Annotated in this window: 18 protein-coding genes; 9 read left to right on the top strand and 9 right to left on the bottom strand. The window is 72.2% G+C overall.

Annotated features, from left to right (window positions below; translation table 11 throughout):
• Positions 1 to 12: 12 nt before the first annotated feature.
• The 3 genes from ACH4TL_RS18645 to ACH4TL_RS18635 form a co-directional block, all read right to left on the bottom strand.
• Positions 13 to 2178 (bottom strand): SpoIIE family protein phosphatase, encoded by a 2166-nt coding sequence (locus tag ACH4TL_RS18645; RefSeq protein WP_398315345.1) that lies wholly within the window; start codon positions 2176 to 2178, stop codon positions 13 to 15.
• 88 nt (positions 2179 to 2266) lie between these two features.
• Positions 2267 to 3121: a caspase family protein gene (locus tag ACH4TL_RS18640; RefSeq protein ID WP_398315343.1), complete on the bottom strand. Its 855-nt coding sequence runs from the start codon at positions 3119 to 3121 to the stop codon at positions 2267 to 2269.
• Positions 3122 to 3259: 138 nt separating this feature from the next.
• Positions 3260 to 3892 carry a TetR/AcrR family transcriptional regulator gene (locus tag ACH4TL_RS18635; protein ID WP_398315340.1) on the bottom strand — a complete coding sequence of 211 codons (633 nt, stop codon included), beginning with the start codon at positions 3890 to 3892 and terminating at the stop codon, positions 3260 to 3262.
• A gap of 94 nt (positions 3893 to 3986) precedes the next feature.
• Here ACH4TL_RS18635 and ACH4TL_RS18630 point away from each other — a divergent pair, with 94 nt between their 5' ends.
• Entirely contained in the window at positions 3987 to 4412 is a 426-nt protein-coding gene (locus tag ACH4TL_RS18630) for a nuclear transport factor 2 family protein (RefSeq protein ID WP_398315338.1), read from the top strand.
• Positions 4405 to 5265, top strand: a complete 861-nt coding sequence (locus ACH4TL_RS18625) for an NmrA family NAD(P)-binding protein (protein ID WP_398315336.1) — start codon at positions 4405 to 4407, stop codon at positions 5263 to 5265. Before ACH4TL_RS18630 ends, ACH4TL_RS18625 begins: the two co-directional genes overlap by 8 nt.
• A gap of 38 nt (positions 5266 to 5303) precedes the next feature.
• On the opposite strand, the gene ACH4TL_RS18620 is transcribed toward ACH4TL_RS18625, so the two are convergent.
• The 4 genes from ACH4TL_RS18620 to ACH4TL_RS18605 form a co-directional block, all read right to left on the bottom strand.
• On the bottom strand, positions 5304 to 6362 hold the full coding sequence (locus tag ACH4TL_RS18620; protein WP_398315334.1) for an RICIN domain-containing protein: 1059 nt from the start codon (positions 6360 to 6362) through the stop codon (positions 5304 to 5306).
• Between the two features lie 113 nt (positions 6363 to 6475).
• Complete coding sequence (locus ACH4TL_RS18615) at positions 6476 to 7237, bottom strand: sulfite exporter TauE/SafE family protein (RefSeq protein WP_398315332.1); 762 nt, start codon at positions 7235 to 7237, stop codon at positions 6476 to 6478.
• A 60-nt stretch (positions 7238 to 7297) separates the two neighbouring features.
• Complete coding sequence (locus tag ACH4TL_RS18610) at positions 7298 to 7765, bottom strand: hypothetical protein (protein ID WP_398315330.1); 468 nt, start codon at positions 7763 to 7765, stop codon at positions 7298 to 7300.
• A complete protein-coding gene (locus ACH4TL_RS18605) occupies positions 7762 to 8343 on the bottom strand; it encodes an ATP-binding protein (protein WP_398315328.1) in 582 nt (193 codons plus the stop codon). The genes ACH4TL_RS18610 and ACH4TL_RS18605 overlap by 4 nt, the downstream gene beginning before the upstream one ends.
• Before the next feature lie 376 nt (positions 8344 to 8719).
• Here ACH4TL_RS18605 and ACH4TL_RS18600 point away from each other — a divergent pair, with 376 nt between their 5' ends.
• A complete protein-coding gene (locus ACH4TL_RS18600; RefSeq protein WP_398315326.1) occupies positions 8720 to 9637 on the top strand; it encodes an SDR family NAD(P)-dependent oxidoreductase in 918 nt (305 codons plus the stop codon).
• Between the two features lie 176 nt (positions 9638 to 9813).
• Here ACH4TL_RS18600 and ACH4TL_RS18595 read toward each other — a convergent pair whose 3' ends face one another.
• Positions 9814 to 11214, bottom strand: coding sequence for a hypothetical protein (locus ACH4TL_RS18595; RefSeq protein ID WP_398315324.1), 1401 nt, complete (start codon positions 11212 to 11214; stop codon positions 9814 to 9816).
• Between the two features lie 292 nt (positions 11215 to 11506).
• Here ACH4TL_RS18595 and ACH4TL_RS18590 point away from each other — a divergent pair, with 292 nt between their 5' ends.
• The 5 genes from ACH4TL_RS18590 to uppS all read left to right on the top strand — a co-directional run bounded on the left by ACH4TL_RS18590 (position 11507) and on the right by uppS (position 15302).
• Positions 11507 to 12376: a helix-turn-helix domain-containing protein gene (locus tag ACH4TL_RS18590; protein ID WP_398315322.1), complete on the top strand. Its 870-nt coding sequence runs from the start codon at positions 11507 to 11509 to the stop codon at positions 12374 to 12376.
• Positions 12373 to 12612 carry a DUF397 domain-containing protein gene (locus ACH4TL_RS18585; RefSeq protein WP_398315320.1) on the top strand — a complete coding sequence of 80 codons (240 nt, stop codon included), beginning with the start codon at positions 12373 to 12375 and terminating at the stop codon, positions 12610 to 12612. The genes ACH4TL_RS18590 and ACH4TL_RS18585 overlap by 4 nt, the downstream gene beginning before the upstream one ends.
• Positions 12613 to 12860: 248 nt before the next feature.
• On the top strand, positions 12861 to 13472 hold the full coding sequence (locus tag ACH4TL_RS18580; RefSeq protein ID WP_398315318.1) for a hypothetical protein: 612 nt from the start codon (positions 12861 to 12863) through the stop codon (positions 13470 to 13472).
• Positions 13473 to 13537: 65 nt separating this feature from the next.
• Entirely contained in the window at positions 13538 to 14356 is an 819-nt protein-coding gene (locus tag ACH4TL_RS18575) for an SAM-dependent methyltransferase (protein ID WP_398315316.1), read from the top strand.
• Between the two features lie 139 nt (positions 14357 to 14495).
• Complete coding sequence (gene uppS / locus ACH4TL_RS18570) at positions 14496 to 15302, top strand: polyprenyl diphosphate synthase (RefSeq protein ID WP_398315314.1); 807 nt, start codon at positions 14496 to 14498, stop codon at positions 15300 to 15302.
• Between the two features lie 12 nt (positions 15303 to 15314).
• Here the strand turns inward: uppS and ACH4TL_RS18565 are convergent, their stop codons facing one another.
• Positions 15315 to 16541 (bottom strand): acyl-CoA dehydrogenase family protein, encoded by a 1227-nt coding sequence (locus ACH4TL_RS18565; protein ID WP_398315312.1) that lies wholly within the window; start codon positions 16539 to 16541, stop codon positions 15315 to 15317.
• Positions 16542 to 16722: 181 nt separating this feature from the next.
• Between ACH4TL_RS18565 and ACH4TL_RS18560 the strand changes: the two genes are divergently transcribed.
• Positions 16723 to 17388: a TetR family transcriptional regulator gene (locus ACH4TL_RS18560; protein WP_398315310.1), complete on the top strand. Its 666-nt coding sequence runs from the start codon at positions 16723 to 16725 to the stop codon at positions 17386 to 17388.

The raw sequence follows: 17388 nt of genomic DNA, 5'->3' as shown, positions 1-17388 counted from the left end.
GTCATATACGGACTATCCACCGTAACCATCTCCCCCGCCGGAGGGCGAGGCCGAGGAGCCCGGGGACGAGGGCGAGCCCCCCGACAGCCGCGCCAGCAGCAGCGCCACATCGTCGTCCGGCGCCCCGTGCAGCGCCGCCAGCACCTGGTCGCAGATCCGGTCCAGCGGGCCGTGGTGGTGGCGGCTCAGCAGGTCGACCAGGGTGCGCAGCCCGACGTCCAGCGACTCGTGCCGCTTCTCCACCAGGCCGTCGGTGAACAGGGCCAGCACCGCGCCCTCGGCCAGTCGGCAGTCGACCGCCGCGAACGGGACGCCGCCGACCCCCAGCGGGGCGCCGCTGGGGGCGTCGATCAGCTCGGCGTCGCCGCCCGGGTGGACCAGGACCGGCGGCAGATGGCCCGCGGTGGACAGCCGGCAGTGCCCGGTGCGGGGGTCGCAGACCGCGTACAGGCAGGTGGCGATGGAATCGCCCAGGGTCCGGGTGATCTCGTCCAGGTGGCGCAGCAGCTCGACGGGCTCCATGTCGAGCTTGGAGAAGGCGCGGGTCGCGGTGCGCAGCTGGCCCATGATCGCGGCGGCGTGGATGCCCTTGCCCATGACGTCCCCGACGACCAGGCCGACCCGGCCGTCCTTCAGCGGCAGCACATCGAACCAGTCGCCGCCCGCGGCGCTGACCGCGGGCAGATAGCGGGAGGCGGTCTCCAGGCCGTCGAGGTCGCGTGGCGGCAGGGACAGCAGGCTGCGCTGGAGGGTGAGCGCGGCGTCGCGCTCCCGCCCGTACAGCCGGGCGTTGTCGATGGCCAGGGCGGCGCGGATGGCCAGCTCACAGGCGAGGGTGAGGTCGTCCTCGTCGAACGGCTTGGGGTTGACCGTGCGGTGCAGGCTGAGGGTGCCGAGCACGCTGCCGCGGGCGATGAGCGGGGCCGCGATGTAGGAGTGGACGCCCTCGCGCCGCAGCACCTCGGCTGCCTCGTCGTCGCGTGCGATACGGCGTATGTCCTGCTCGGAGGTGCGCGGCACCAGGATCGGCGCGCCGTCGCGCACACACCGGGCGATCAGGCGGTTGGGCCCGTAGCGGGCGATCTCGCCGACCGGGTCGGCGGCGTGGACGGCCTCGGTGGGATAGCCGGCGGCGACGGCGAGCGCCCGGAAGCGGGCCGAGCCGTCGCTGCGTACCCGGGCCACGGGTTCGCGGTGCACCACCGCGTCGAGGACGTCGACGGCGGCGAGGTCGGCGAGCCGGGGCACCGACACATCGGCGAGTTCCTGGGCGGTCTGCCGCAGGTCCAGGGTGGTGCCGATGCGGACGCCCGCGTCGGCGACGACGGCCAGCCGCTCGCGCGCCTCGGCGACCTCGCTGGCCGCCCGGTGGCGCGCGGACACGTCGATGACGGAGACGGCGATGCCCAGGACCCGGCCCCCGGCGTCCTCCAGCCGGTAGTACGACTCCGACCAGGCGTGCTCATGGTCGGGGTCGGCGGGGGTGCGGCCGATGGTCTGCTGGTCCAGGATCGGCTCCCCGGTGGCCAGCACGCGCCGCATGGCGTTCTCGATGGCCTCGGTGTCGAGCCCGGGCAGCATCTCGCTGATCCGGCGCCCGCGCACCAGGGGTTCGGGCATGCCGTTCATGGACTGGAGCGAGGGGTTGGCGCGCAGCCACCGCAGCTCGGTGTCGAAGACCGCGAGGCCGACCGGCGACTGCTCGATCAGCAGCCCCGATACGGCGAGATCGGTCTCGACCCGCCGCACGGTCTCCTCGGCGGCGGCCAGACCGAGGGCGTACGCGTCACCGCGCGCGTCGTGCAGTCCCATGGTGTGGAACTCGACGCGCACGGTGGTGCCGTCCCTGCGCCGTACGGGGAAGACGCCCGCCCAGGTGTCGCCCGCCCGGACCCGGGCGAACAGGTCGACGGCCGCGCGCCGGTCCCCCGGACGGACGAGCAGCTGGTCCGCCCGGCGTCCCAGGGCCTCGGCCGCGGAAAAGCCGAACAGCAGCTCCGCCTCGGGGCTCCACAGGGTGATGCGCCCCTCGGCGTCCAGCACCACAGCGGCGACCCGCAGGAGGTCGAGCACCCCGCCCGCGACGGTGGTCAGGCCGTCCTCGTCCGTCCGGTCCGCCTCGCTGTCGTGCTCGCTGCCCTGCTCGCTGTCCTGGTCAAGACGGTCATGCGTCGTCATACCGGCACCTCACCGGCTCGCCGTGCCCTCCCTCTGTCATACCTCGCCCGGGGCACCGCCGCACCACCGATGGGGGATGCGGTCACGGTCAGATGGTGAACGGGCGCTGCCGGGCGAAGGCGGGGCACTCGGCCCCGGCCATGACCAGATGGGGGGTCTGGTCCGGGGGCATCCGCCGCACGATCTCCCGGTGCAGCGCGCGGTAGCTGCCCGGGAACGCGCCGCCCCGCCAGACCTCCAGCAGGGTGCCGGTGAACAGCCCGTTGACCGTGCCGTCGGCGGAGGTCTGGTTGTCCTGGCAGCCGGAGATGTGCAGCACCCCGGCCTCGATCGTCATCAGGTCCTTGGCGGTGCAGGACTTCTGGATCCGGTCGTAGAGGTCGCGGTCGCGCGCGTAGACGGCGGACTGCACGGGCTCGGGCATGGCCCGCAGCCGCCTGCCGACCTCGCGGGGTTCGTCGCTGGCGAAGCGGCGGGCGAGTTCGGCCGCGCTGAGCACCTCGGGCAGCCGCCGGGCGACCGTACCGCTGTGGCAGCTGTCGGTCAGCACGCAGATGCGGACGCCCCTGGCGAACTTGCCGAACAGCTCGAACAGCTCGTCGTCGACGAGCTGACGGTCGTACAACGCCCAGGTCGCGTCCAGCCGGTCGCCGGGCTCCTCGTGGTTGAGGTCGGGCACCTGGCCGCCGTGGCCGGAGTAGGTGAGGAAGAGGATGTCGCCCTCGGCCAGCCGCCCAGCCGCGGTCTCCAGCGCGGAGGTGACCGCTCCGGCGGTGGCGCCGCCGGTCAGCAGCGGGCCGATGACCTCGAATCCGGCGGTACGGGCGAGCCGGGCCATGGCGGCCGCGTCCTGCTCGCAGGCGTTCAGCTCGCCGTTCCAGCCGTCGTACGCCACGGGATCGACCTGGTTGAGCCCTATGTGCACGGAGAGACCAGTGGGCATGGGGCGCTCCTCGGGTCGCAGTTCGGCCAGTGCGCGGCGCGGCCGCCCCGCGGGCGACGGATCGCCCTCCTCAGGATGATGCGGCGGTGATTCCCGACCCGGCCTGTTTTCCGGGCCCATCCGGGTTCGGGGGCGGCGCTACCCCCCGGCCGTGGGGCGGGCCGACAGGGCGTGCACGACGAGGTCGGCGGTGCGCTCCAGATAGCCGGGCTCCGGCGGCACGCCCCGCACCGCGATGCGCCAGTAGACGGGCGCGGCGAGCAGATCGAGCGCCAGCTCGCGGTCCGTGTCCGGCGGCAGCTCGCCGCGCTCGATCGCGCGGTCCAGCAGCGCGACCGCGCGGGCGCGGCGCGGGCCGCCGATGGTGTCGGCGAGCGCCTGTGCCAGCGCCTCGTCCCGGCGCGCCTCGGCGATCAGGTCCGGGATGATCCGGCTGAACCGCGGATGGGTCAGCCAGTCGGCGACCGCCCGCAGAGCGGCGAGCACATCGCCGCGCAGCGATCCGGAGTCGGGCAGGTCGACCATCGCCACGCTCAGCTCGGAGGCGACGGCGGTGACCATCTGCTGCTTGGAGGCCCACCGCCGGTACAGCGCGCTCTTGCCGACCCCGGCCCGCTTGGCGACCGCCTCCATCGACAGCCGCCCGTAGCCGTGTTCGGCGAGTTCGTCGAGCACGGCCGTGCGGATGGCCTCGGTCTTGTGCGGGCGCAGCGTGGCGGCGCCGCTCGGGGCGCGCCGGGTGGACGGGGTGGGGCGTGAGGGGTCCGGCATGGGCCGACCCTAGCAGATGGACGGGACGGTACCGTTCTGTTTAGATGATGGACGGGACGGTACCGTCCCGTCCGTTCAACGAAGGGAAAACGTCATGGACGAACACGTCAGGGTGTACGAGCGGGCGAAGGCGCTCCTGCTCGCCCACGACATGCGGGGATTCGCGGATCTGTGGGCCGAGGACGGCACCATGGAGTTCCCTTTCGCCCCGCCCGGCCGGCCGCGCAGGCTGGAGGGTCGCGAGGCGGTGCGGGAGTACGTGCGCGACTACACCGACCACATCGATCTGCGGGCCGTCGCCCATGAGGTGGTCCACCGGACCGCGGAGCCGGACGTGCTGATCGTGGAGTTCTCGGTGGACGCCGTCGCCGTCCCCACCGGCCGGCCGCTCCGGATCGACTACGTGGCCGTCATCACCGTCCGGGACGGCGAGATCGCCTCGTACCGGGACTACTGGAATCCGCTGATGCTCAGCGACGGGCTGACCTTCGCCGCCGAGGGAGGCCGGACCCATGGCTGAGCCCACGCCCGAGCCCACCGTGCTGGTGACCGGCGCGACCGGGAACACCGGCTCGCGCGTCGTACGGCTCCTGCGGGAGCAGGGCGCGGCGGTGCGGGCGGCCGCCCGGCGGCCCGCACCGGACGCGGGCGCGGAGGGGGTGCGCTTCGACTGGTACGACCCGGCCACCCATGCCGCCGCGCTGACCGGGGTGGAGCGGATCTATCTGGTCGCACCCGTCGGCGAAGCCGACCCGGTGCCCGTGGTCGAACCGTTCCTGGCCGCCGCGCTCGACCTGGGCGTACGGCGGGTGGTGCTGCTCAGCTCCTCCGCGGTCCCCGCCGACGCTCCGGGTCTCGGCGCGCTGCACCGGCTCGTACGGGACACCGTGCCCGAGTGGGCGGTGCTGCGGCCGTCGTGGTTCATGCAGAACTTCACCGGCGACCACGCGGTGGCCGATGCCATCCGCGGCGACGGCTGGATCGTCACCGCCACCGGCGACGGCCGGGTGGCCTTCGTCGACGCGGACGACATCGCCGCCGTCGCCGTCCGGGCCCTGCTGGACGACCGCCCGCACAACACGGACCACGTCATCACCGGCCCGGAGGCGCTCCGCTACGCCGACGCGGCGCGCATCGTGGCCGAGGTCTCCGGGCGCCGGGTCGGCCATGTGACGGTGACGGCCGCTGCGTTGCGGGAGCGGCTGACGGACGCGGGGATACCGGGCGAGTTCGCGGCGGTGCTGGCGGGCCTGGACGAGGACATCCGGGGCGGCGCCGAGGACCGTACGACGGGCACGGTCCGCCGGATCACGGGCCGCGAGCCACGGTCGTTCCGGGACTTCACCACGGCCCACCGGGCGGCCTGGACGTAAGGGTGGGTCCGCACGGTCGTGCGGACCCACCTTCTGATTCAGCTGGTGCAGGACGTGAAGTCCGGGCTGGTCTGCGCCAGATAGATGCTGGCCCGGCCCTGGTCGTCACTCCGCAGCGGAACCGTGACGGTGTCCTGCGCCTTCCACGGGAAACCGTTCGCGTCGAAGGTCCATTCACCGGTCACCTTCGTCGCCAGCTCCGACAGCGCCACCCATCCGTACTGATGTGACGGCACGCTGATCGTCAGGCTGTTGCCGAGCTCCTCGCTCAGGCTGTAGCTGACCTCGCCGGAGATGGTGAGGCTGACGCTGGCCTGAACAGGGCTCGCGCTTCCCGTACCGGCCCCCGAGGTGAAGGACACACCGAGCTTGCTCGACCAGCCGGTGGTGGTCTTCAGCGAGAACGTCCACGGGACCGCCGCCTCGGTGCCGTTGTACCAGACGGGCGAGACGCACTGCTTCGGCAGCGGCTCGGCCGGGGACTGGGATCCCTTCGCCCACGAGCAGGTCGCCGCGTCCTTCTGGCAGCGCTTCGACGCATGGGCCACGGCGGCCTCGAACGCGGCGCCGGTCGCCGACGAGGGGATCTTCCACTGCTGCGCCTTGCTGCCGTTGCAGCCGTAGGTCTGGGTCCACGCGTCGTCGTACTGGGCACCCAGGACGACGTCGACGCACTTGTTGTCACCGGCGTTCCGGATCATGAACGTGTCGCTGCCGCCGCTCACGGGCTGGAAGTACCAGCGCTGGCCGGAGGATGCGGAACAGGACTGCTGCCTGAGCGGGTAGCCGGCTTCGACGCACTTGCCCGTGTCGTCGTTGACGAGGGTGAACGACCCGTCGGCCTGTGTGCGGGCGCTCCACTTCTGGTGGTGGCCCGGCGCGGAGTTGGTGACGAGGAAGACACCGTCCCCGGTGTTGCCGTTCTGCACGTCCAGGTTGCGGCCGCTGTTGACCGACGTGAAACTCAGGCCGGTCAGGCCCGGTCCGTCGTCCGCCCGGGCCGTGCCGGTCTGGGCGGCCAGCCCGAGGGCGAGGGCGAACGCGGCGATGAGGACGGCGAACGTTCCGCGTAAGCCGCTGAGTCTGGGCGATTTCATACGAGAACAACCCCCTTGTTCGATTGGAGCGCTGGTGACGCGATCCATCTCGTTCCGTACGCTATCGCTCTCTTTGGTCCCGCGGCAGTGCGTCGCTGTCCGCGGGTGGCCGGTCAGCGCAGCAGCAGCTGGAGGCCGCCCAGCACGGTCGCCGCGAGCACCAGCCGCTCGAAGAGCAGCTGGTCGATGCGGTCGACGCACAGCTTGCCGAGGAAGGCGCCGGGTATCACGAACAGGGCGAGACCCGCGTCCAGCAGCAGGGAGTGGCCGTCGATGAGGCCGAGCCCGACACTGAAGGGCACCTTGCACACGTTCACGATGAAGAAGAACCAGGCCGAGGTGCCCAGGAAGCCGAGCTTCTGGAAGCCGGAGGAGATGAGGTAGAGGGACATCACCGGGCCGCCCGCGTTGGCGACCATGGTGGTGAACCCGCCGAGCGCCCCGTACGAACCGGCCTTGGCCCGGCCCCCGGCGCTCCCGGCCGGGCGGTCGGCCGCCGCCGCGTCCGCCGCCATCCGCCGCCGCCACACCGTGACGGCGGCCATGAACAGCAGGATCGCGCCGATCGACACGCGCACCGCCGCGTCGTCGGCCCACAGCATGAACACCCAGCCCGCCACCACGCCGACTGCGACCGCGGGAAGCAGCCGCCACAGGGTGGCCCAGTGGGCGTGCCGCCGGTAGGTGAGGACGGCGAGCACATCGCCGACGATGAGCAGCGGCAGCAGTACGCCCGTCGACTCACGGGCGGGCAGTACGGCCGCGAAGACGGCGAGGCTGACCGTGTTGGCCCCGCTGACGGCCGTCTTCGAGAAGCCGACGAGCAGGGCCGCACCGGCGAGCGCGGCCAGTTCCCAGAGGGCGATGGTGTCCATGCCAGGACACGATGCTACGTCCCCACCTGCACGGATACGGCGGGGTGGGGGTCGGGCCCCTCAGCGCTCCGCCGCCTCCTCCAGGGCGGCCCGCAGCGTACGGCTGTCGGTGAGGCAGCCCCCGGGGCGGGTCAGCCAGACGTGGCCGCGCCGTACGCACCCCGGGCGGGGGCAGCGCAGCACCCGGCCCGCCCCGGCCGCCGCGACCGTGCGGCGGCGGGCGTACGGGGTCCCGGCCAGCCAGCGCTTCCACTCGGCGGCGGCCCCGGGCGGGACGAGGAAGGTCAGCACATGGCTGGAGGTCGCCAGCATCATGGGCCCCGTCGCCGCGTCGCGCCGCTGGAGGGCCTGGATCACCGCCGTACCGATGTCGTCGGCCATGCGGACCAGGTCGAAGACGGTGCCCACCGGCAGATCGGCGAGGCCGTCGCCACTGGCCCACTGGAGCCGTACCCGCCCGGGGTCGTCGCTGGCGGACAGCAGCCAGTCGGCGGCGTCGGTCTCCACGGTGCCGCCCACAGGGCTCATGAGGCGCGCTCGAGCGGCAGGGTGAACCACACCTTCTTGCCCTCGCCGCCCGGTTCCGGCGGCTCGGTCCCCCAGTCGCTGGCGAGGCAGTCGACGATGGCGAGGCCGCGGCCGGACTCCTCGGTCGGCGAGGCGCTGCGGAAGATGGGGATGACGGGCGAGCCGTCGGCCACCTCGACGCGCAGTTCATAACCCAGTCGTCCGACGGAGACTTCGAGGGAGACGGTGATGGTCACGGTGTCGGCGGGTCCCGAGCTGCCGTGCTCGACCGCGTTGGCGAACAATTCGTTGGTGGCGAGGACGGCGCCGTCCACGAGCGCGCCGAGCCGCCAGTCGTTCAGATGGCCGGTGACCATGCGCCGCACGGCGACGGCACGGTCGGGAAGGGCGGGGAACTCGGCCCGGAAGAGCCGCCGGGCGACGAGGGCGCTCATCGGCCCCTCCCCGCGCGGTTCGGGCCCGGTGATCCGGATGCGGTGGCGGTTGACGGACACCGCGAGGGCAGGGCGGTCGCGCCCCAGGTCCTCGTCATCGGCCGGTGCCGGCCGCTGCGGCAGTCCTGGGAGGGATCGGCTCACGGTGTCCGTCCTCGTCGGTCTGTGGGCTCTCATGACATACAGGCACATGGGCAGGCACATGGGGTGGTTGATGTTCGGTTACGCGGGTAGGCGCTTGCTGGCGACTGACAGCGCTGCGTCTGAGCCGGTGGCGGTTGGTGCGCGCCCCCCGTCCGACCCTCCTGGACCGGCTGGACCGGCTGCCACGGACGGCCTCGGCTCGGTCGCGGTTGGTGCCGGTTACCGGCATGGGTTCCTCCTTCGACGGCAGCTCGGAGCGTCATCGGTCACCGTCATGTAGAAAAACGGTTGAACCGACCGGTGGGCGAGAGGGCATGGGGGTTGTCCGGTTGTACGGGCGTAGTGGTTCGGGCCGCACGGCCCTGGCGGGACAGGCGTGAGCGGGGACCGCGGCGGGGAATCCGCCCCGGAGCCGGGGTCCGGTCCGTCCGATGTGTTCCGGCTGGACGGCAAGCGCGTGCTGGTCACCGGGGGCACCCGGGGCCTGGGCGAACAGATCGTGCGGCTGCTGGCCGCGGCGGGCGCACGGGTGGCCACGTGTGCGCGCACGACCGAGGATCTGCGGGCCCTCGAGGCGTCCTTGAGTACACAGTCGCGCACGGAGCCGCGCACGGAGCAGGACCGGGAGCGGTCGGAGCGCATGCGGGGGCCAGGGCGCGCGGAGGGGCGCGCGGTACGGCCGGGGGCGCTGTACACCGAGGCCCTCGACCTCACCGCACCGGACCGGCTGGAGGCATTCGTCCAGGCAGCGGCGGAACGTTTCGGCGGACTGGACGGCGTCGTGGCGTGCGCCGGGGGCGCACGGGGCCGTGGACTGGAGGAGGCGAACGCCCGTGACTGGTCAGCGACCTGGGAGCTGAACGTCGGCCATGCGGCGCGGCTGATCAGGGCGGCGGTGCCGCAGTTGCGGCGCAGCGGCGGCGGCTCGGTGGTGGTGGTCGCCTCCATCTCCGGGTGGAAGCCGGGACCGCAGGCGCAGTACGGGGCGGCCAAGGCCGCCCAGATCCATCTCGCCGCCTCACTCGCCCGCGAACTGGGCCCGGACGGCATCCGGGTGAACGCCGTCTCCCCCGGCTCGATGCTCATCCCCGGCAAGCGCTGGGACCGGATGCGCGCCGAGGAGCCCGAGCGCTACGCCCGGTTCACGGCCGAGATCCCCTCCGGTGAGCTGGTCACCCCGCTGGAGGTCGCCCAGGTGGTGGCGTTTCTGCTGTCCGACGCGTCGAGCGGGGTCTCCGGCGCGCATCTGCCCGTGGACCGGGCCCAGAACGCCCCCACCCCGAACGGCTACTGACCGGGGAGGGACAACGACGCCGGGGGCGCCTCCCGGATCGGGAGACACCCCCGGCGCCCATCGCGCCCACGTACGCGGCAGCCCCCCGGTCCCCCGCTCCGGGGGCCCGCCGCGCGCCGCTGTGCGGACACCCCCTAGGTGTGCTGTCCCGGCACGTTGGTGACGGGACAGCACACCTAGGCCGCGGACCCCAGCACCGCCCGCGAGCGATGCTCGAAGTCCCGCACGATGGGCTCGCCCCGCCGGGGCCGCAGCCTGCTGCGGAAGTCGCGCAACGCCTGGATCGAGCGCTCGCTGTGCACCCCGCTGAGGGTGTCCAGCGCCTCGCCCGCGGTGCCGATGGCCTCGTCCAGCCGGTTCTGCTGGAGGTAGGCCGTGGCGAGGACGGAGCGGCTGATGGCCTGGCGGCGGCGCCGGTCGGCGTTGGCGCGCACCGACTCGGTGGCCGAGTTCTCGGCCTCCGCCGCGTTCCCCAGGTCGCGGAAGCACAGCGCCGCCTCGGCCGCCAGATAGTGGTGGTCCAGGAAGCGCACCCAGGGCGACTCCTGGTCGGCGCCCCGGCTCGTCTCCAGCTGGGCCTCGGCGGCCCGCAGCGACTTGGACGCCTCCCGGGGCTGGTCGAGCGCGGCGTGGCCGCGGGCGGCCATGGCGTGCAGCCGCATCAGCCCGAGCGGGCTGCCCGCGTGCTTGGCGGTGGCCACGCCGACCCGGGCCAGCTCGACCCCCGCCTCCGGCTGGCCGAGGTTGGTGGCCAGATGGGACAGACCGGCCAGGATCTGGCCGCCGAGCACCCGGTCGCCGCCCTCGGCGCACAGCCGCAGCGCCTGCGTCATATAGCGCTGGGCCAGGCCGTATTCGGCGTTGTCGTAGGAACTCCAGCCCGCCATCGCGGCCAGCTTGGCGGCCGCGGTGAACAGCTGGCGCCGCTCGTGCGGCGGCGCGCCGCGCTGCTGGAGCATGGGCACGACCTCGGTCGACAGATAGAGCACGATGCTGGCGCGGACCTGGCCGCCGCCGAAGCGGTTGTCCATCTCGTCGAACATGCTGATGGCCGCGTGGACCTGCTCGACGCGGCCGCCACCGGCCGCGGACGAGAGCCGGGGGGTGTCCTGGTTCTCGACCAGCCACAGCAGCCATTCGCGCTGCGGGGTCACCAGGGCTCCGGCGACGAAGGGCACCGCACCCAGCAGGCTGCGGCGGGAGATATCGGTGGAGCCGAGTTCGGCGAGCGTGTGCAAGGTCTCTGCTACGTCCTCCCGGTAGGCCAGCGCTCTGGCGACGACGGGGCGCTGACGGTCGGCGATGAAGCCGAGCTCGGCGGGCGCCAGCGGCCGGCCGAGACGGTGGGAGAGCACGGCGGCGATCAGCTCCGGCGTGTTGCCGCGCGGCTGTCCGCCCTGGAGCCAGCGGGTGACGGACGCCTTGTCGTAGTTCGACTCGTGTCCTTGTCTGCGGCCCAGTTCGTTGACCCGGTGCGCCAACGAGGCGTAGGAGCAACCGGATTCCTTGAGGGCAGAGGCCAACGCGGCGTTGGCCGGGGCGCTCTGGCGCCCGCTTCCCGGCTGTGCGCCCGGCATCACCGTAACCCTCCCCGGCATGCGCCACGGAAGGTTCCGGGATCCCCGCCGCACGGCGCCGCACTGCTCGGCGGCTGTGTCAACGACGTTGTGGACAAAGGAGGTTGGGAGCCCCCGCCGTGGAGGGTGAGATGGGTCACCCGCTCACTATGCGTGGTGACCCGCTCACCCCGCAACCATCGTTCTGATAATTTCAGAACGATCCGCATAGCTCTGTCTGTGTCGTCGGGCACGTGGCACACTGTCCAGGCACACCGTGCAGGCATATGACACCCCTTTCGGGAGGCGGGACGTGAGCGAGGCACGGCCGAGCGGCGCCGCTCCCACCGTCTTACGCAGGGTCCTCGGCAAGCGTTTGCGGCATTTGCGGGAGCGGGCCCAGGTTTCCTTCGAAGAGGCAGCTCAGGCCATCGAAGTGACCCCGCTGACGGTGCGCCGGATGGAGAAGGCGGAAGTCGGCCTCAAGATCCCGTACGTCAAGGAACTGCTGCGGAATTACGGCGTCCGGGGACCCGAGATCGAAAGCTTCCTCGCCCTCGCCCGGGAGGCCAACCAGCCCGGCTGGTGGCATCAGTTCCGGGACGTACTGCCCGACTGGTTCAGTGCGTATGTCAGCCTCGAAAGCGAGGCCACCGTCATCCGTGCGTATGAGCCGCACTACGTCCCCGGGCTGCTCCAGACGGAGGACTACGCCCGCGCGGTGCTCCGCATCGGCTTCCCCAACGACACCGAGGAGGAGCTGGAGCGCCGGATCGCCCTGCGCCTCCAGCGGCAGAGCCTGCTCACCAAGCCGGACGCGCCGATCATGTGGGCCATCCTCGACGAGACCGTGCTGCGCCGTCCCGTCGGCCCGGGCGAGGTGATGCGGGACCAGATCGACCACATCGTCGACACCCTGTCGATGCCCAAGGTCCGGCTCCAGATCATGCGCTTCGCGTCCGGACCGCACCCCGGGGCCTTCGGCCCCTTCCACTACTTCCGCTTCGGGTTCTCCGAACTGCCCGACGTCGTCTACACCGAGAGCCTCACCGGCGCGGTCTATGTGGACCGGCCGAAGGAGGTCGTGGCCTATCTGGAGGTTCTGGACCGGATGGCCGTCCAGGCGGACCCGATCGGCGCCACCAGCACCATCCTGGCCGAACTGCGTAAGGAGCTGTCATGACAGACCCCGTCTACACCGGGATGCCGGCCGCGGAGCTGGGCACGGAGGGCTGGGAAAAGCCCTGGAGCGGGACCAACGGAGGCACCTGCATCGAGGCGAAGCGGCTGCCGGACGGCCGGGTGGCCCTCCGTCAGTCCACCGACCCGGGTGGCCCCGCCCTGATCTACACCCGCTCCGAGGTCGCCTCCTTCCTGGAGGCCGCCAAGGCGGGCGAGGCCGACTTCCTCATCGCGTAGGCCCGTATCACCCAGGACCGCGTCGTCGCCCGAGTCCGTCCGGCGGATGCCCCGGGTTACCCCCGGAAACGCGCCGGGCGCACCCCCTCACGGGCCATGATTCGAAAACCACTACGGTCGCACAACCGCACAACCCCGTAGCGCACTCCCGCCCCGCCACCCCGCCACGCAGACTGAAGGCGCCGTGGCGGGCGGCGGTGTCGTCCCTCCATCCAATCCGGATCGCTCCGGAACGACGGGAAGACGGGATGAAGCTCCAGCATGCGTATCCACAGCGGCGCACACTGATCGTCGAGGGCTGTGACGGCGTCCGCCGGGACCTGCTGCTGACCGGGCTCGCGGAGCGGCACGGCTTCACCGTCACCCGCGCCTCCCCCGACCTCCCGCACCTCGACCCGGTCCGCCCCTACCGCGAACTGCTCCAGCACGACGGGCAACTCGCGGTGGACGCGGGGCTGGTCGGCGAGCTGGTCTACGGGCCGCTGCGGCGCGGGCACTCCCGGGTCACCTGGATCCAGGCGTTCGACTTCGCGGAGGCGGTGGCCGAGGGCGACGGGGCGTTCGTCCATGTGACCGCGCCCGCCGCCGTACTGGAGGACCGGCTGGCCGCGCGCGGCGCCGGAGCGGCGGACCTCGCGGAGATCGACGCCGCGCTGACCGGCTTCGACCACGCCTTCCGCACCCTCGCCCAGCACGCCCCGGTGGTCACGGTCGACGAGGAACCGCCGATGGACCCCGGTTCCGGCCGCGGCGCCGAACCGGGCCCGGGCGAGACTCCGGTGACGCTCGAGACGGCCTCGTTCGCCCGCCGCCTGCCACGGATTCGCTCACCCGTCCGCCGCTACGCCGGGAACCGCTGAACTCCCGCGCACAGTGGGTAAGTTGGAGCCTCTCACAGGCATGACGCACGGCAGGAGAAGTCCCGATGACCAACGGCTCGTCCGCCCCCGGCCCCGCTCAGCAGGCATGGGCGAAGATCGACACCACCGTGCCGCACTCGGCGCGGATCTGGAACTACTGGATGGGCGGCAAGGACAACTACGAGGTCGACCGGATCGCGGGTGACCAGTACCGGGAGGTCGCCCCGAACATCGAGGTCATGGCCCGCGCCTCGCGTGCGTACCTGATCCGCACCGTCACCCATGTGGCGGGCGAATGCGGCATCCGCCAGTTCCTGGACGTCGGCACCGGGCTGCCCACCTACGACAACACCCACCAGGTCGCCCAGCGGGTGGCGCCCGGGGCCCGGATCGTCTACGTGGACAACGACCCGCTGGTGCTCCGGCACGCCCAGGCACTGCTCACCAGTACCCCCGAGGGCGAGACCGACTACATCGACGCCGATCTGCACGAGCCGGAGCGGATCCTGGAGATGGCGGCGAAGACGCTGGACTTCGACCAGCCCATCGCCCTGATGCTGATGGGCATCCTCGGGCACATCCAGGACTACGACGAGGCGGTGTCGATCGTCCGCCGGTTACAGCAGGCCCTGCCCTCCGGCAGCTACTTCGTGCACTACGACAGCACCGACACCGACCAGGCGCTCAAGGAGGCCCAGCAGGGCTACGACGACACCGGCGCCGTCCCGTACGTGCTGCGCGGCCTGGAACAGATCAGCCGCTTCTACGACGGCCTGGAGCTGATCGAACCGGGTATCGTCTCGTGTCCGCTGTGGCGGCCCGGGCCGTCCGACACGCCCATCGAGACGACGGACGTGCACGGGGGTGTCGCGCGGAAGCCATGACGAGGGCCCGCAGACCAGCCGTGCCGACCGGACCGGCCGTGCCGACCAAACGAGGGGTTCGGCCACCGGGTAGGTAACCCGCGGCCCCGCCCCGTCGTCAGACACGGCGCCGGGGAAGCCGAGGCGGAGGGACGCGCGGGTGTTCGAGGTCGGAGCCTGGAGGGTGCCGTCGGTCAGGCGGCGCTTGCGGGCGTCCGTCGCGGGCGGGCCCGCCGTCGTACGGCAGCGCAGCGGCCCGCGGGAGGAGACCCCGGGGCCGCCCCGGCACCTCGCCATCATCATGGACGGCAACGGCCGCTGGGCCTCCTCACGCGGCCTCTCCCGCAGCCGGGGCCATGAGGCGGGGGTGCTGGCGCTGCCGCGCGTGGTGGACACCGCCCTGGAGGAGGGCGTCGAACATCTGTCGCTGTTCTTCTTCTCCACCGAGAACTGGAACCGGCCGCGCGGCGAGGTGGCCGCCCTCATGCGGCTCACCGCCCAGCTGGCCGACGTCTTCCGGGCGTACGGCGAGCGCGGCGTACGGCTGCGCTGGCTCGGCTCCGAGGCCCGCCTCCCCCGCGCCACCCTGGCCGCCCTGCGCCGGGCCGAGGCCGAGACGGCCGACAACAGCGCGATGACGCTGGCGTTCTGCTTCAACCACGGCGGCCGGGAGGAGATCGCCCGCGCGGCGACCTCGCTGGCCCGGGCCTCGGCGGCCGGGGCGCTGGACCCGGGCCTGATCGACGAGGCGCTGTTCACCCGGCACCTGCCGCACGGCGACCTCCCGGACATCGACATGCTGGTGCGGACGTCCGGGGAGCAGCGGATCTCGAACTTCATGCTGTGGCGCGCGGCCTACGCGGAGCTGTTCTTCGTGGACACGCTGTGGCCGGACTTCACCGCGGAGGAACTGCGCGGCCTGCTGGCGGCGTTCGCGGGACGCAAACGCCGCTTCGGCGCGGGGTGAGCCGGGGCCCGGTCAGCGGATCGGGACGCCGGAGAGGGTGCGGGCGATGACCAGGCGCTGGATCTCGCTGGTGCCCTCGAAGATCGTGTAGATCGCGGCGTCGCGGTGCATGCGCTCGACCGGGTACTCGCGGGTGAAGCCGTTGCCGCCGAGGATCTGGACCGCCTGGGCGGTGACCGTCTTGGCGGTCTCGCTGGCGAACAGCTTGGACATCGAGCCCTCGGCCGAGTCGAAGGACTTGCCGTTCACTGCCATCCACGAGGCCCGCCACACCAGCAGCCGCGAGGCGTCGATCCGGGTGCGCATGTCGGCGAGCTGGAAGGCGACGCCCTGGTTGTCGATGACAGGGCGGCCGAACTGCTGCCGGGTCTTGGCGTAGTCCAGCGCGACCTCGTACGCGGCGCGGGCGGTGCCCACCGCCATGGCGCCGACGGCCGGGCGGGACGCCTCGAAGGTGGCCATCGCGGCGTTCTTCAGCCGCTCCCCGCCCGCCGTGGCCTTCTCGCGGGCGCGGGCCAGGCGCTCGTCCAGCTTCTCCTTGCCGCCGAGCAGGCAGCTGCCGGGCACCCGTACGCCGTCGAGGACCACCTCGGCGGTGTGCGAGGCGCGGATGCCGTGCTTCTTGAACTTCTGCCCCTGCGACAGGCCGGGGGTGCCGGGCGGGATGATGAAGGACGCGTGGCCCTTGGAGCCGAGGTCGGGGTCGACGGCGGCGACCACGACGTGGACGCTCGCGATGCCGCCGTTGGTGGCCCAGGTCTTGGTGCCGTCGATGACCCACTCGTCCTTGGCCTCGTCGTAGACGGCCCGGGTGCGCATGGCGGAGACGTCGGAGCCCGCGTCGGGCTCGGAGGAGCAGAAGGCGGCGACCTTCACGTCGTTCGCGTCGCCGTACATCTGCGGGATCCAGGTGCCGATCTGCTCCTCGGTGCCGTTGGCGAGCACGCCGACGGCGGCCAGGCCGGTACCGACGATGGACAGGGCTATCCCGGCGTCCCCCCAGAACAGCTCCTCCATGGTCATGGGGATGCCGAGGCCGGTGGGGTCGAAGTACTGCTGGGCGTAGAAGTCCAGCGAGTACAGCCCGATCTTGGCCGCCTCCTGGATAATCGGCCAGGGGGTTTCCTCGCGCTCGTCCCATTCCGCGGCTGCGGGGCGCATGACGTCCGCGGCGAAGCCGTGGATCCACTCGCGCACTGCCTTCTGATCATCGTTGAGTTCGAACGAGAACTCCGCCATGGCCCCTCCACCTGCCGCGCCTGCTGTTACCTACGGTAACAGCAGTCTGTTACTGGTCAGTAGGCGATGTCAACTCCACAGCCGCACGATCACCTTGCCCCGGCCGGGTGTTACGTTGCGCAGATACGCGGAGCCCATTCATGTAACGCGTGAACACGTCAGGGGGCGGGGAGGCCACGTCATGGAGACCGGGACCAGCCAGCGCGAGGACCATCAGCAGCAGGCCGCCGCACGGCGCCGCAAGGAGCTGCTGGAAGCCGCCGACCGGGTGGTGCTGCGCGACGGCCCCGAGGCCTCGATGAACGCGATCGCCGCCGAGGCGGGCATCACCAAGCCCATTCTGTACCGCCACTTCGGCGACAAGGGAGGGCTCTACCGGGCGCTCGCGGTCCGCCACACCGACGCCCTGCTCGCCTCCCTGCGCAACGCCCTGGACGCCCCCGCGCCCGACCGCCGCGGGCGGGTGGAGGCCACGCTGGACACCTATCTGGCGGCGATAGAGGCCCGGCCCCAGGTGTACCGGTTCCTGATGCACCCATCCGACCAGGGCCAGCAGCAGGAGCAGGAGCAGGGCTTCGACGTGGGCCACCACTCAGCGCCGCTGCTGCGCCGCATGGGCGACGAGCTGGCCAAGGTGATCGCCGACCGGGTCGAACTCGGCCCCGGCGGCGAGGAGGTGGCCCGGATCTGGGGCCATGGGATCGTCGGCATGATGCACGCCGCCGGCGACTGGTGGCTGCGGGAACGGCCCTGCTCACGCGAGCGGTTGGTGCACCACCTCACCGATCTGCTGTGGGGCAGGCTGGCCCTGGTGGACGACCGGATCGGCGCCCCGGGGCTGTTCTGA

Source organism: Streptomyces sp. NPDC021115 (genome assembly GCF_044333065.1).
Lineage (GTDB): Bacteria > Actinomycetota > Actinomycetes > Streptomycetales > Streptomycetaceae > Streptomyces.
This window is presented reverse-complemented; position numbering and strand designations above follow the sequence as displayed.

Excerpts from the sequence above, each read along its gene's own strand:
- ACH4TL_RS18645 (WP_398315345.1), bottom strand. The coding sequence starts at position 2,178 with ATGACGACGCATGACCGTCTTGACCAGGACAGCGAGCAGGGCAGCGAG.
- ACH4TL_RS18640 (WP_398315343.1), bottom strand. The coding sequence starts at position 3,121 with ATGCCCACTGGTCTCTCCGTGCACATAGGGCTCAACCAGGTCGATCCC.
- ACH4TL_RS18635 (WP_398315340.1), bottom strand. The coding sequence starts at position 3,892 with ATGCCGGACCCCTCACGCCCCACCCCGTCCACCCGGCGCGCCCCGAGC.
- ACH4TL_RS18630 (WP_398315338.1), top strand. The coding sequence starts at position 3,987 with ATGGACGAACACGTCAGGGTGTACGAGCGGGCGAAGGCGCTCCTGCTC.
- ACH4TL_RS18625 (WP_398315336.1), top strand. The coding sequence starts at position 4,405 with ATGGCTGAGCCCACGCCCGAGCCCACCGTGCTGGTGACCGGCGCGACC.
- ACH4TL_RS18620 (WP_398315334.1), bottom strand. The coding sequence starts at position 6,362 with ATGAAATCGCCCAGACTCAGCGGCTTACGCGGAACGTTCGCCGTCCTC.
- ACH4TL_RS18615 (WP_398315332.1), bottom strand. The coding sequence starts at position 7,237 with ATGGACACCATCGCCCTCTGGGAACTGGCCGCGCTCGCCGGTGCGGCC.
- ACH4TL_RS18610 (WP_398315330.1), bottom strand. The coding sequence starts at position 7,765 with ATGAGCCCTGTGGGCGGCACCGTGGAGACCGACGCCGCCGACTGGCTG.
- ACH4TL_RS18595 (WP_398315324.1), bottom strand. The coding sequence starts at position 11,214 with ATGCCGGGCGCACAGCCGGGAAGCGGGCGCCAGAGCGCCCCGGCCAAC.
- ACH4TL_RS18585 (WP_398315320.1), top strand. The coding sequence starts at position 12,373 with ATGACAGACCCCGTCTACACCGGGATGCCGGCCGCGGAGCTGGGCACG.
- ACH4TL_RS18580 (WP_398315318.1), top strand. The coding sequence starts at position 12,861 with ATGAAGCTCCAGCATGCGTATCCACAGCGGCGCACACTGATCGTCGAG.
- ACH4TL_RS18575 (WP_398315316.1), top strand. The coding sequence starts at position 13,538 with ATGACCAACGGCTCGTCCGCCCCCGGCCCCGCTCAGCAGGCATGGGCG.
- ACH4TL_RS18565 (WP_398315312.1), bottom strand. The coding sequence starts at position 16,541 with ATGGCGGAGTTCTCGTTCGAACTCAACGATGATCAGAAGGCAGTGCGC.
- ACH4TL_RS18560 (WP_398315310.1), top strand. The coding sequence starts at position 16,723 with ATGGAGACCGGGACCAGCCAGCGCGAGGACCATCAGCAGCAGGCCGCC.